The organism is Pseudoalteromonas rhizosphaerae, from assembly GCF_902498845.1.
Taxonomy (GTDB): domain Bacteria; phylum Pseudomonadota; class Gammaproteobacteria; order Enterobacterales; family Alteromonadaceae; genus Pseudoalteromonas; species Pseudoalteromonas rhizosphaerae.
In genome coordinates this window covers 1-12866 of the sequence record NZ_CABVLM010000028.1, presented here as the reverse complement: position 1 = coordinate 12866, position 12866 = coordinate 1, and the positions used below count along the sequence as shown (strand labels likewise).

12 protein-coding genes and 3 tRNA genes are annotated in these 12866 nt (G+C 40.7%); 9 read left to right on the top strand and 6 right to left on the bottom strand.

The annotated features are described in order from the left end of the window. Nucleotides 1–95: 95 nt before the first annotated feature. From PSR9079_RS23105 to PSR9079_RS23095, 3 genes are all read right to left on the bottom strand, one after another. Nucleotides 96–172: transfer RNA gene (locus tag PSR9079_RS23105), tRNA-Asn, on the bottom strand. Between the two features lie 23 nt (nucleotides 173–195). Then, a tRNA-Asn gene (locus tag PSR9079_RS23100) sits at nucleotides 196–272 on the bottom strand. A gap of 21 nt (nucleotides 273–293) precedes the next feature. Further along, a tRNA-Asn gene (locus tag PSR9079_RS23095) sits at nucleotides 294–370 on the bottom strand. Between the two features lie 1079 nt (nucleotides 371–1449). Here PSR9079_RS23095 and PSR9079_RS23090 point away from each other — a divergent pair. The 5 genes from PSR9079_RS23090 (at nucleotide 1450) to PSR9079_RS23070 (ending at nucleotide 7530) form a co-directional block, all read left to right on the top strand. After that, entirely contained in the window at nucleotides 1450–2829 is a 1380-nt protein-coding gene (locus tag PSR9079_RS23090) for an MATE family efflux transporter (protein ID WP_145240731.1), read from the top strand. Continuing rightward, nucleotides 2826–4826, top strand: a complete 2001-nt coding sequence (gene uvrB / locus PSR9079_RS23085; protein WP_145240732.1) for an excinuclease ABC subunit UvrB — start codon at nucleotides 2826–2828, stop codon at nucleotides 4824–4826. Before PSR9079_RS23090 ends, uvrB begins: the two co-directional genes overlap by 4 nt. Further along, complete coding sequence (locus PSR9079_RS23080) at nucleotides 4819–5748, top strand: class I SAM-dependent methyltransferase (protein ID WP_149983425.1); 930 nt, start codon at nucleotides 4819–4821, stop codon at nucleotides 5746–5748. The genes uvrB and PSR9079_RS23080 overlap by 8 nt, the downstream gene beginning before the upstream one ends. A 6-nt stretch (nucleotides 5749–5754) precedes the next feature. Beyond that, entirely contained in the window at nucleotides 5755–6423 is a 669-nt protein-coding gene (locus PSR9079_RS23075) for a tRNA (adenine(22)-N(1))-methyltransferase (protein WP_145240737.1), read from the top strand. 87 nt (nucleotides 6424–6510) lie between these two features. Beyond that, the gene (locus PSR9079_RS23070; RefSeq protein ID WP_149983424.1) at nucleotides 6511–7530 is read left to right on the top strand and encodes a hypothetical protein; all 1020 of its coding nucleotides are present in this window, start codon (nucleotides 6511–6513) and stop codon (nucleotides 7528–7530) included. A 6-nt stretch (nucleotides 7531–7536) separates the two neighbouring features. On the opposite strand, the gene PSR9079_RS23065 is transcribed toward PSR9079_RS23070, so the two are convergent. After that, nucleotides 7537–7779, bottom strand: coding sequence for a hypothetical protein (locus PSR9079_RS23065; RefSeq protein ID WP_149983423.1), 243 nt, complete (start codon nucleotides 7777–7779; stop codon nucleotides 7537–7539). A gap of 181 nt (nucleotides 7780–7960) precedes the next feature. On the opposite strand from PSR9079_RS23065, the gene PSR9079_RS23060 reads away from it, so the two are divergent. Beyond that, a complete protein-coding gene (locus PSR9079_RS23060; protein ID WP_149983422.1) occupies nucleotides 7961–8410 on the top strand; it encodes a methyltransferase family protein in 450 nt (149 codons plus the stop codon). Between the two features lie 57 nt (nucleotides 8411–8467). On the opposite strand, the gene queC is transcribed toward PSR9079_RS23060, so the two are convergent. Next, a complete protein-coding gene (gene queC, locus PSR9079_RS23055) occupies nucleotides 8468–9148 on the bottom strand; it encodes a 7-cyano-7-deazaguanine synthase QueC (protein WP_257326361.1) in 681 nt (226 codons plus the stop codon). A gap of 127 nt (nucleotides 9149–9275) precedes the next feature. Here queC and queE point away from each other — a divergent pair, with 127 nt between their 5' ends. Then, nucleotides 9276–9941 (top strand): 7-carboxy-7-deazaguanine synthase QueE, encoded by a 666-nt coding sequence (gene queE, locus PSR9079_RS23050; RefSeq protein ID WP_145240771.1) that lies wholly within the window; start codon nucleotides 9276–9278, stop codon nucleotides 9939–9941. 167 nt (nucleotides 9942–10108) lie between these two features. After that, complete coding sequence (locus PSR9079_RS23045) at nucleotides 10109–10852, top strand: class I SAM-dependent DNA methyltransferase (RefSeq protein WP_149983421.1); 744 nt, start codon at nucleotides 10109–10111, stop codon at nucleotides 10850–10852. Between the two features lie 280 nt (nucleotides 10853–11132). Here the strand turns inward: PSR9079_RS23045 and PSR9079_RS23040 are convergent, their stop codons facing one another. Further along, nucleotides 11133–12098, bottom strand: coding sequence for an integron integrase (locus PSR9079_RS23040; RefSeq protein ID WP_149983420.1), 966 nt, complete (start codon nucleotides 12096–12098; stop codon nucleotides 11133–11135). Nucleotides 12099–12331: 233 nt separating this feature from the next. Here PSR9079_RS23040 and PSR9079_RS23035 point away from each other — a divergent pair, with 233 nt between their 5' ends. Then, nucleotides 12332–12637, top strand: a complete 306-nt coding sequence (locus PSR9079_RS23035) for a hypothetical protein (protein WP_149983419.1) — start codon at nucleotides 12332–12334, stop codon at nucleotides 12635–12637. Nucleotides 12638–12866: the final 229 nt, after the last annotated feature.

Sequence of the window (12866 nt, the reverse complement as noted above, 5' to 3'; positions counted from 1 at the left end):
CTCCCCGACTCGAACGGGGGACCTGCGGATTAACAGTCCGTCGCTCTAACCAACTGAGCTAAGGGGGAACTACAATACTTAAATTTTATATGATTTGGCTCCCCCTCCCCGACTCGAACGGGGGACCTGCGGATTAACAGTCCGTCGCTCTAACCAACTGAGCTAAGGGGGAACAATAATCATATTACATAAACTTGGCTCCCCCTCCCCGACTCGAACGGGGGACCTGCGGATTAACAGTCCGTCGCTCTAACCAACTGAGCTAAGGGGGAATCGTTTATGGCTGAAAAGACTGGCTCCCCCTCCCCGACTCGAACGGGGGACCTGCGGATTAACAGTCCGTCGCTCTAACCAACTGAGCTAAGGGGGAAGCGTATGTGCCTTTCAACGGGGCGAAATATTAATGACCGCGCTGCAAAGTGTCAACACATAAAACCGGATAAACAAAAAAAAGCAGTCTGTTCGATGTTTTTATGTTCGATCTGGCTGTTTTGTGGCTTTTTTTCTCTTCATTTAAGCCGTGTAAATCGAGACGCGTGATAAAATCTCGGTTTTCAACGACTAAAAAACAAACAAGTTAACCGCCAGACAAATTATAAAAGTGATCATTTATCTAGTTTTGTACGAATAAATTTATGAAATGTACTTTTTTAACGTTAGCTAATAAAAGCGCAAATTCGCAATAATTAAATTTACTTATGCATTTAATTAGTCGTTAACGAAAAATGCCGAGAAAAAAATGACATACAGATCTGAACCCTTAGTTTAGCGACTTAATACCCATGAGAGTAGCAAGGAAATATATATATATTGTTTTATTTCAATTTGTTAGATTTATTTTTTCATATTGAATGGGCGTTTAAATAAATGTGACAGGTCATTGGTACAGGGGTTAAGTATGTTTTATGAGCTATTTAACTCAAATTGTCTAAAGTTAGTATTTGCCAACATTGCCGTTAGCGTGTTTAAGCCGCCCCTTTGCACGCCTTTATTAACGTGGCTTTGCAAGAGTTATCCACGGTTTCTGTGGATAACTCTGTTTATGAAACTTTAAGAACGTTGGCAGAGCTATATTTTTAGGGCTCTGTGAGGATATCAAGCATTTAAAACAGTTTTTTTATCTCATTTTAAAACAATGACTTGAAAAAATAAGCTGAAAAGAGCTTCGTTGATGAGTAAATTTATTCGTAACGATTCGATTAGCGCAATTTTTGTGTAAAAATGCAGCACCAGTCGCGATGTTTTTGTGATAAAGGTTATAAAAATGTATTTTTATTGTTTTTAGTAGAGGTTCGAAGTGAAATCGTCGCTAAACACGTAAAAAGAACACTTTTCTATGCTTTTTTAGGCGTTTTTGTAATCAATTTATAATCACTTGATAAATGCGTGGCTTGAAAAGCCCTGATGCTTTAAAATACCACGCTTAATAAAAGAGGTTTATTTATTCCCATGCGCGCAACTTTGCAGAGCAACTCAGCTCCCGATTTATTAAACGATCCAATAGTACCGACCTTGAAGAAAATGACTGTGCCGATGATTTTCGGCATGATCACGTTAATGATGTTCAATATTGTCGATACATTTTTTATTAGCTTATTGGGAACTGAGCCATTAGCGGCTGTCAGTTTTACTTTTCCGGTAACCTTTACCGTGATCAGCCTAGCTATTGGTTTGGGTATCGGTACGTCAGCGGTTATTGCCAAGGCATTGGGTAGTAATAATATTGAAGAAGCACGCTTTGACGCCAGCATCGCATTATTAATTGCAGTGGTGATGGTGGTATGTTTATCGCTATTTGGTTATCTGTTTATTTCCCCGATATTTAAATTGCTGGGAGCAGGGGAGCAAGTGTTGCCGCTGATCCATGAGTATATGAGTGTGTGGTTTTTAGGCAGTGTATTTTTAATTACCCCTATGGTTGGTAACTCAGTGTTACGTGCCAGCGGTGACACCAAAACACCTAGCATAGTGATGGGTGGCGCGGGGCTTATCAATGCCGTGCTCGACCCAGTATTGATTTTTGGCTTTGGGCCAATTCCTGCATTTGGCATTAAAGGCGCTGCGATTGCCAGCGTCATCGCATGGTCGGTAGCCGTTGTCATTATTTTATATTTGCTAGCAGTAAAAAAAGGCTTGCTGAGCCTAAATGCAAATAACCAAACCCCATTAAGCTCTATTCGAAAAATTCTTAAAATTGGTTTGCCAGCGGCAGGTGCAAATATGTTAACACCAGTTGCAATGGCGGTGATGATTGCCATGGTTGCTCATCATGGACCTGAGGCTGTTGCTGCTTTTGGCGTAGGCAGTCGTATTGAATCAATTGCCAGTCTGGTGGTGTTAGCTTTATCGATGACGTTACCGCCGTTTATTAGTCAAAACTTTGGTGCTGGTAAACTTAACCGTGTTAAAGAGGCGTACACCACAACATTAAAATTTGTGATGATTTGGCAGTTTATTATTTATTTACTGCTCATTGCATTTTCAGGAGTGATCAGTGAGTTGTTTGGTAAAGAGCAGATGGTTATCGATGTGATCAAATTATTTATTTTTACCTTGCCGCTAAGTTACGGTTTGCAAGGGATAATTATTTTGTCTAATTCATCGTTCAATGCCTTACACAAACCAATGAATGCATTAATTCTAAGTGTGATCCGATTATTTATTTTTTATATTCCATTTGCTTATGTCGGTAATTTATATGCCGGTTTACCAGGCTTGCTGATCGGCGCAGCGCTGGGTAATTTATTTACTGCAATAATAGCTTATAAATGGTTTATCAAAGAGCTGAATATGATCAGTAACCAAGCTGTACAGGAGTGCCAAGCATGAGCGACCATTTTCAACTGGTATCTAAATTTAAACCTGCGGGGGATCAACCCACCGCGATTGCGCAGTTATGTGAAGGGTTAGAAGCCGGACTTGCTCATCAAACATTATTAGGGGCAACAGGTACTGGTAAAACATTTACCATGGCTAATATTATCAATGATTTGAATCGCCCAACGATCATCATGGCGCATAATAAAACCTTAGCAGCGCAGTTATACGGCGAAATGAAAGAGTTTTTTCCGCACAACGCGGTTGAATATTTTGTTTCGTATTATGATTACTATCAGCCAGAAGCGTATGTTGTTGCAAGCGATACCTTTATTGAAAAAGATGCCTCGATAAACGAACACATAGAGCAGATGCGCCTAAGTGCTACCAAAGCGCTATTAGAGCGTAGGGATACAATTATAGTGGCATCAGTATCAGCCATATATGGTTTGGGCGATCCAAAATCATACATGAAGATGATGCTGTTGTTAAAAGTGGGCGAAAAAGTTGATCAACGCGATATGCTGCGCCGACTAGCCGAAATTCAATATACGCGAAATGACATTGATTTTAGCCGCGGTACGTATCGGGTTCGCGGTGAAGTTGTGGATATATTCCCTGCTGAGTCAGACACTTTTGCAGTGCGTGTAGAAATGTTTGATGACGAAATAGAACGGCTAAGTATTTTTGACCCGCTTACCGGCGCGGTTGAAAAACACATAGTCCGCGCAACTATCTACCCTAAAACGCACTATGTGACACCCAGAGATAAAATTCTTGATGCGGTTGAGCATATTAAAGCTGAATTAAAAGACCGTCGTGCGCAGTTACTCAGTGCTAATAAACTGGTCGAAGAGCAACGCGTGGCACAACGTACACAATACGATATTGAAATGATGACCGAGCTTGGTTATTGCTCTGGCATCGAAAACTACAGCCGATATTTATCTGGTCGCACGCCGGGCGATCCACCGCCAACCTTGCTTGATTATCTTCCTGAAGATGCGTTAATGATTATTGACGAATCTCACGTTACGGTATCGCAAATCGGCGCTATGTATAAAGGCGATCGTAGCCGTAAAGAAAATCTCGTGGAATACGGTTTTCGTATGCCGTCGGCGATGGATAACCGGCCACTGCGCTTTGAAGAATTTGAAGCCATAGCACCGCAAACAATTTATGTATCAGCAACCCCGGGTGATTTTGAGCTTGAACGTTGTGGAGATGATATTGCCGAGCAGGTTATTCGCCCCACAGGATTACTAGATCCACAAATTGAAGTACGCCCAGTGGCAACTCAAGTTGATGACTTATTGTCAGAGATATATAAACGCGTAGCAATTGATGAACGTGTGCTAGTGACCACACTTACTAAGCGCATGGCTGAAGATTTAACGGATTACTTATCTGAACATGATGTAAAAGTGCGTTACTTGCATTCGGATATCGATACCGTTGAACGGGTCGAAATTATTCGGGATTTTCGCGCTGGGGTGTTTGATGTGTTAGTGGGCATTAACTTACTGCGTGAAGGTTTAGATATGCCAGAAGTATCGCTAGTTGCGATACTTGATGCTGATAAAGAGGGCTTTTTACGTTCGGCTCGCGCATTAATTCAAACCATTGGTCGTGCGGCTCGTCACTTAAATGGTCGGGCAATTTTATACGGTGATCGAGTCACTAAATCAATGGCCAAAGCTATTGATGAAACTCAGCGTCGCCGCGATATTCAACACGCTTACAATATTAAGCATGGCCTTGAACCACAAGCCTTATTGAAGAAAATTACTGACATTATGGATGTTGGTGAGCGAGCCGGCCCACAAGATAATTTACAGCTGATCCGAAAACAAAGTAAGCAAGTGCTCAGTGCAAAAGAGATCGCAGTGCAAATTAAGCAACTCGAAACCAAAATGCATGCATACGCAAGTGATTTAGAATTTGAAAAAGCCGCATCCGTTCGTGATGAAATCCATGAATTACAACAACAGTTAATTAAAAATGCATAATTTTACGCCCCTTATTACAGCACTTGAAAGTGCGCCCTTAGCAGACAATGAGCTTTGTCGTGTGTTTCATGGCCGCGGTCACACTACCGAGCATTTGAGTCATCTAAATATCGACTTTTACCCACCGTGTTTATTTTTAGTATCGTACGACGAAGTTGACGCACAAACGCTAACGCAATTAAGTGAGCAGCTTTGGCAATGGGCACAACAACACGCTAAAGAATTAATCACCTCGTTGGTATTTCAACAACGCGCCGGACAACAAACTGAAAATAAACTGTTATTTGGTCAACTACCGAGCCCGCATAGTGTTAAAGAAGGTGAGTGTGAGTTTTTAGTGGATTTAATGAGCCGTCAAAATACCGGTATATTCCCGGATATGCGCCGTGGTCGGGAGTTTGTTCAAGCTCATAGTAAACACGCTAAAGTATTGAATTTATTTTCATATACCTGTGGTTTTTCGGTTGCTGCTATGCGTGGCGGTGCCGATAGTGTGATCAACATGGATATGAATAAAGGGGTACTGCGCACCGGTAAGCAAAATCATCAACTTAATGGCTTTGACCGCGGTGTGAGCTTTTTACCGCACGATATATTAAAGTCGTTTGGTAAACTTAAAAAGGCTGGCCCTTTTGATTTAATTATTGTTGATCCGCCAAGCTTTCAAAAAGGCAGTTTCATTTTAACTAAAGATTATCAAAAAGTGCTGCGCCGCTTACCTGAACTGCTCAATGAGCATACTCAATTGCTGTTATGTGCTAACAGTCCAGAGCTAAGTGAAGCGTCATTTAAAGCGCTGATAGACGAACACACTCAAGGTGCGATTGAATTTGTAGAGCGCCTAGCGCCGACCCATGGTTTTGTTGATGTTGATAGCGACCGTAGCTTAAAAGCATTGATCTATAAAACGGCTCAAGTTTAGCTTTAAATGAAACTAAGTAGCCGCCTCAGTGCAATCGATTCGTTGATCTGCGCGCCGTATGATGTAATTTGGGACTGTTGTTGTGACCACGGTTTGCTTGGTATGGCGCTTTTAAAGCGGGCAGCCGCCAAGCAAATAAACTTTGTTGATATAGTGCCTACGTTAATGGACGAGCTTGAACACACGCTTACGCGTTTTAGTGATCAGCAAGCAGCTTGCCAATGGCAAGTATTATGTCAGGATGTAGCTACAATTGAGCTGCAGCCATCAGCCAAACAGCTGATCATTATCGCCGGAGTCGGTGGAGAATTACTGCTGAGGCTAGTACAAAAAATGGTTGCTAATTGTCCTGAAAAGCTTCGTGAACAACTCAGTTTTATTGTTTGTCCGGTGCATCATACCTATACCTTACGACAAGGTTTACAGGCGTTAGGTTTAGGACTTATCAAAGAGCAACTGGTGCAAGAAAACAACCGTTTTTACGAAGTGATACAGCTAAGTTTTACCAGTAACACTGCGTTGAGTGTTACTGGCAGTCAGATGTGGGACAATGCTGAGCAAATGCACGAATTGTATCTGCAACAATTAGTTGCGCACTATACTCGGATGTTGAACAAAGACCGTACATATTTTCAACATGTGCTCGATGATTATCAAAAAATATCGCTAAATTAAACGCAGCACTGTGATCTATCGACTAGCGTTACAGCGTAAATAACTCATCTTCAGCGCTTTGTGTTAGCGAGTTTACTTGGTTTAGTTATGTCAGATAAAAATAACCACTTTACATCAGTCAAATATACTCATAATGAGCTGCTATATAATTGTGAGCAGCCAATTGCTTATGCACCCATCGTGCAATTGAGTAACGCGAGCTGGGTAGTGCCGCAACATTTTTTACGTTATCAACATACCCTCGAAAGCGTGAACGAAACCCTTGATAAAATTGAGTTTTCAACTCACTTTCGGGTGCTCGCCGCAAAACAGAATGAGCAAATTTATTTACAAGTGGCCATTCTTAGTCCAGATAATTATCGCAGCACTAAGGCAAAAAAGTTATTATTTGGCCGGCGCTGGTTTGTGGAAGAAAACTTACCTACCTCGGAATTGATCCAAACCGCTTTTTTAGCGTTAAAAATAGCCCGTGAACACGAAGTAAGAGAACTATTTCAACTCAATAGTGAGCAGGGCAGCAGCACGCCGTTTAATAACCATCATGATTTACCTTTATTAGCACAAAACCCGCAATTAACCATGGTTGCTAATTATCAACCGCAAAGTGTCATAAAGTTACTTGCTAGATGTTCATTTGCCGGAGCTGCACTGACTTTAATTGCACAACAAAAAATTGCCGATGAGCACATACTTTACACTCTGCGGCTCAATTGTACTGACTGTCAGTTAAGCGAATTTAACGCAAAAACAGTGATTTTTTTAGCCGCAGATACATCTGCAAATGCTTTTTTGCATGGCTTGATGACCGCGTTGGTAGCGATCAGTAATGATTATGTGAATGAGCAATTTAAATATGCAGGTTTTGCGCGCTTTAGTAAAAACGTTAATGTAGAGCAAATCGGGGCATTGAGTATTGTGTTGCGTTCGCAGCATGCGTTGCAATTATGCGAACTTGGCAAACAACATGCCGATCAATTAAATTTTGAAATTGACAGCTCTCGTGCTCCACAAGGATGCGGGCAAGTGATCTGTGGGTTTTTAGCTGCTCATGGAATTGAGCAGCCAGAAAACGCGCATTTATATCCAGATTACTTGCAAGCGCTTTAAGCAAATTTACAGTTTATTGATTTCTTGTTTTACGCTGTAACTAGGATCAGTCACGATAGCTTCTAATGTTTGTACACGCTCTTTTAGCGCAAGCATTTCAGTAGTAACAGCAGCAATTTGATTATTCGACTCTTTGTGATCGGTGAGTGTACGGTGTTTAAACTCTAAATGTTTTTTATACATATCGTACATTACCCCAAACCCAACAGAGATAAATACGATCATGACTACCATAGTAGTTCCTGACATGGTGTATTCCTTATTATTTTATATAGTGTGTAAAGTATAACCAGAATGCGCAAATGATGAAGCTGACAATTGTAACTTTATTTGTATCAACATGACCCTCTGCGGTATATTCATCAGTGATACAGTGTGATGAGTGTTTAATTGCAGCATTAACTAATTTTAACGACAACAGTGAGTTACTATGCTAAATAATAAAATTCCTCCGATTATTATAGTGCTTTTTTTTGCTGTGCTAATGGCGGTAATTGCCCACTACAGTGTGATTGATTTCACCACATTTATTTTTTATGTTGCGGTTATTTTACTCACCATAGGCTGTATTTTTTGTATTGCTGGGGTGGTTAGTTTTCGCTTAGCAAAAACCACTGTAAACCCAAATAAACCAGATCAAGCGTCAGCACTGGTTACCACAGGTGTGTACAAAATTTCACGTAATCCAATGTATGTTGGTTTTGCTTTTATACTGGCAGGTTGGGGAGTGTGGTTAACATCACTGTGGGCGTTATTGTGTGTGCTGGGCTTTATTTGTTACTTAACTTGGTTTCAAATTATTCCAGAGGAGCGGGCTCTATTAAAAATATTTGGTCAAGGGTACAGCGATTACAAGTCTCGGGTAAAACGTTGGCTGTAAACTTATTTCAGTTAATAATAAAAAGGCTATCGCGATGATAGCCTTTTTTAATGTGGGTTATTCGTACTCGATTGGATCGGTAATGTTATTAAGGCTAAATGCCTCTAAGCGCTCTTGGCAGGCACCACATTTACCACAGGCTTTTTCACGGCCATTATAGCAAGTCCACGTTTGGCTGTAGTCCAAGCCCATTTTTAAACCATCAGTAAGAATGTCAATTTTGGTGTCATTTAAATACGGGCTGAAAATTTCCACGGCGTCGTAATTAGCAATACGACATAAATCATCCATCTTTTGCACAAATTCAGGACGGCAATCAGGGTAAATAGCATGATCCCCAGAGTGAGCACCGTAATACACTTGGCTTGCTTTGAGTGATACAGCGTAACCCACAGCCAGTGACAGCAAAATCATGTTGCGATTAGGCACTATGGTGCTTTTCATGTTTTCGGCTTCGTAGTGGCCTTCTGGGACATCAATATCATCAGTTAACGATGAGCCACCAATTAACTGATTGATCGCAGAAATATCAACTATCTTATGCGGTACGCCAAGCTTTTCACACACACTGGCTGCAACTTTAAGCTCTTTTACATGACGCTGACCATAGTCAAATGACAGGGCATATACCTCGCGGCCTTGCTGCAGGGCTTTATTTAATACGGTAAATGAATCCATACCGCCGGAGTAAATCACAACTACTTTTTGCGTCATAACTGTTTTGCTCTTAGTTTTAATAGAGGTTTATATCAGGGCGCGATATACTACACGGCTGGGGCATAAATAACAATTTCCGACCGTGTTTTTTGATTTTTTAAACTATGTTTATGCTCGTAATTAATGCCAAGTAGTGAGTGAGACTCTTTTGTACAAAATTAATGAAATATTTGAAACCATTCAAGGCGAAGCGAGCTTTACCGGCACGCCTTCAATATTTTTACGTTTACAAGGTTGCCCCGTAGGTTGCGCTTGGTGTGACACTAAGCAAACGTGGGAAGTTGATAATGTGTATAAAGTATCACTGGACGACACGGTTGAGAAAAAGGCTGATTCAGATCACTGGGCGGACGCATCAGCTGAGCAAATATTTAACTTGTTTGTCGATCGTGCTTATCGTGCCAAGCATGTAGTGATCACCGGCGGTGAGCCATGCATGTACGACTTAAACCCGGTGTGCGAATTACTTCATGCTAACGGCTACAGCACACAAATAGAAACCAGCGGCACTTTTGAGATTTTAGCCCCAGCACAAACTTGGGTGACGGTATCGCCGAAAATTAATATGCGTGGCGGCTACGACGTACTTACTTCAGCCATGCAACGCGCCGATGAAATAAAACACCCAATCGCGATGCAAAAACACGTTGTAGAGCTTGAAGAGTTATTTGCAAAAACAGGCGTTACCCCCAAGCTTGTTTACCTGCAACCAATTAGCCAAAAAGTCTCTGCAACTAAGTTGGCTATTGAAACCTGTATTGAAAAAAACTGGCGCTTATCAGTGCAAGTACATAAGTATTTAGGGATAAACTAAAGTAAAGCTCAGTGGTAAGCTTTAAGTAATTTGCCATTTAAATTGAACGTTGGGTTGAGTAAAACAAAACCCAACAAACCTCTTACTTTCATATCTGCTTCGTTAATGGTGATAATTAGTTTATTATGCGCGACTTAAAATACTCTACTCCAAACCACTAGGCTGATATGTCCGCGAACGCTCTATACACAGACCTTTCTGATTACTATGACTTAATGTGCGCAGATATAGATTATCAAGCCCAAAGCTATTTTATTCACAGGCTACAGCAAATCTTTGGTAATAAGGGAAATACGCATCTTGATTTAGCGTGCGGCACGGGCCCACATGTTCGTCATTTTATTGATTATGGTTATCAAAGTAGTGGGCTTGATATAAATCAACCCATGCTAGATAGAGCAACCATTCGTTGCCCAGAAGCGCAATTTTCATTGCAGAATATGAGTGAGTTTGTGATCCCTGAGCAAGTTGATTTAATTACCTGCTTTTTGTATTCAATCCATTACTGCGATGGCATTAATAAATTAACAGACTGTATTAAAAGCGTACACCATGCACTAAAAGCCGGTGGTATATTTTGCTTTAACGTTGTTGATAAAAATCACATCGATAACGATTCATTTGTAGAGCATAGCGCTGAAAACGCGGGCAGCCTATTCACATTCCGCTCTGGTTGGAATTACAGTGGCAGTGGCGAAAAACAATCATTAAAACTCAGTATAAATAAAGCTACAGCAGACGAAATATTTTTATGGCACGACGAGCACCCAATGGTCGCTGTTAGTTTTGCCCAGTTAAAAGAAGCCCTAAAACCTTATTTTGAAATACATGTGTTTGAACATGACTACGAAAAAATAACCCCATGGGGTGAAAGCTCTGGCAATGCCGTTTTTGTGTGCGTAAAAATTTAAATTAGAAAGTTAAGACAATTATTCACAAAAAGATTAAGGGTTAAGAGACGCCGCGTTTTAGAAAAATTCATATAAAGCAAGGAGCTTACAAATAAGCATTGTCCTGTTGAGTGACTCGCTCGTGAGACTGATCAGGCAGCTGATATATATCCCTAGCTAAACAATCAGGGAGTGCTCTGCGGTCTATTTTTTTGCCCTTTTAACAGCAGCAATTCCACATAAGATTATTATCGGGTTTTTTGTATTCCCCAAACGCGATATTCCAATAGATAATAAGAACCTAAAGTAGCTGCGACAACGGGCTTTTTACGCCACTGGCACCACTGTTAAGTACATGCGTATAAATTTGCGTGGTGCGAACATCGCTATGGCCGAGTTGTTCTTGCACGGTGCGTATATCTGCACCGGATTCAAGTAAGTGGGTAGCGAACGAGTGCCGTAGTGTATGGCAGGTAACATTTTTTTGAATTTTTGCCAGCTTTGCTGCCTGCTTAATTGCTTTACGAACCGTTGTTTCATCAATATGGTGGCGTCGCAGCTTTTTACTTTCTGGGTCCATGCTTAACTGGGCAGAAGGAAACAAGTATTGCCAGCTCATTTCATAAGGAGCCGCTGGGTATTTTCTAGCTAGTGCATTCGCAAGCCAGACACCGGCATAGTCTGTTGCTTGTTTGTCTCGTTGCCAGTAGTCATTTACCAAGTGACTTTGGCTGCGCAACAACGGCAGTAGTTCGAGTGCTAATGTTACTCTGCGGTTTTTATTGCCTTTGCCCTGCCAAATCATTAATGAGACATAGTCATAATCGACATCTTTTACCCGTAGCCTTACAGCTTCCATTAAACGTAGACCACTACCGTAAAGTAACTGAGCGATAAGTTTGTACTTTGGATCCATTGCCAATAATAAACGCTGCATTTCTTCACGGGTCAGTACTACAGGTAATTTAGGTGGCACGAGTGATTTATTAAAATTCATCTCAAGTGATAACGGCCGCTGAATAATATGACGGTATAAAAATACTAAAGCATTTAAAGCCGTTGCCTGAGTTTTCATTGCAACATTACGCTGATTACTTAAATAAGATAAGAATTGCTCAACCTCCGACTCTGCCAATTGCGCTGGATGTTTTTTAGCATGGTATAAAATATAAAATTTTATCCAATATTGGTAAGTGTCTATAGTGCGTTTGGCATAACGACGCGTTGTCATAAAGTCACGGATGGATTCTAAAAATACAGAAGCCATGATCTGCTCCAGTTCTAGCTGTGTATATAAACAGTAGTTGTATTTAGTTTTTTTCAACAACTCGCGGGATTATTTCTTGTATTTTACAACAACAAAAAAACAACAAATATAAATCCCTTGATTTACATTTAGATACAGAGTTAGACTGAAAGTATTAAAAAACTCAAAGGATTTTCTGTCTGCAACTTGTGGGTTTAGATCCTTTGAATAAGCTGTTATATGCAAAGGAAATTATGCGTCATATTTTACTAATATTATTCTTAGTTACTCATTATTCAGTTGCTGAAGAAACAGAAATGTGTAACAACATCAACGAACAATTCATACTCTCTAGCATTGAGCAAAGTGAGGTTTCTAAGCCTTATTCTCCGTTCGAGATTGCTAAAGAGTTTGAGGTTATATGTGAAGTTAAAAATCCAATAATGATGGATGGGTTAGCTTTCCAACTATATAAAAACACGGTTAATAGTTCTTTTTTCATTGGGCTTTACAATGGCTTAGACGGCAGTAACCAGTTACACGGTCCATTTGATAGGTAATTTGCATATAACAAGTTGCCTAAGTTCGCCGCAAACAACGCGGCTGGGACAAATACTCACTGGGCTTCGCCCAACAACGTTCGCATTTGCCCCTTGGCAAAGCGTTGGTATGACTCCCACTGTCAAGTTAAACACACTGATCCTTGCCTAACTTTTTAAGCCATAATTACTTCAGCTCGAATTAGAGCGAGTTAATACATAGGATGAAGCAAGTAATGTCGTCGGTTAT

Coding starts and splice junctions, on each gene's coding strand:
- PSR9079_RS23075 (WP_145240737.1), top strand. CDS start 5,755: ATGAAACTAAGTAGCCGCCTCAGTGCAATCGATTCGTTGATCTGCGCG.
- PSR9079_RS23090 (WP_145240731.1), top strand. CDS start 1,450: ATGCGCGCAACTTTGCAGAGCAACTCAGCTCCCGATTTATTAAACGAT.
- PSR9079_RS23035 (WP_149983419.1), top strand. CDS start 12,332: ATGCGTCATATTTTACTAATATTATTCTTAGTTACTCATTATTCAGTT.
- uvrB (WP_145240732.1), top strand. CDS start 2,826: ATGAGCGACCATTTTCAACTGGTATCTAAATTTAAACCTGCGGGGGAT.
- PSR9079_RS23080 (WP_149983425.1), top strand. CDS start 4,819: ATGCATAATTTTACGCCCCTTATTACAGCACTTGAAAGTGCGCCCTTA.
- PSR9079_RS23065 (WP_149983423.1), bottom strand. CDS start 7,779: ATGTCAGGAACTACTATGGTAGTCATGATCGTATTTATCTCTGTTGGG.
- PSR9079_RS23060 (WP_149983422.1), top strand. CDS start 7,961: ATGCTAAATAATAAAATTCCTCCGATTATTATAGTGCTTTTTTTTGCT.
- PSR9079_RS23070 (WP_149983424.1), top strand. CDS start 6,511: ATGTCAGATAAAAATAACCACTTTACATCAGTCAAATATACTCATAAT.
- PSR9079_RS23040 (WP_149983420.1), bottom strand. CDS start 12,098: ATGGCTTCTGTATTTTTAGAATCCATCCGTGACTTTATGACAACGCGT.
- PSR9079_RS23045 (WP_149983421.1), top strand. CDS start 10,109: ATGTCCGCGAACGCTCTATACACAGACCTTTCTGATTACTATGACTTA.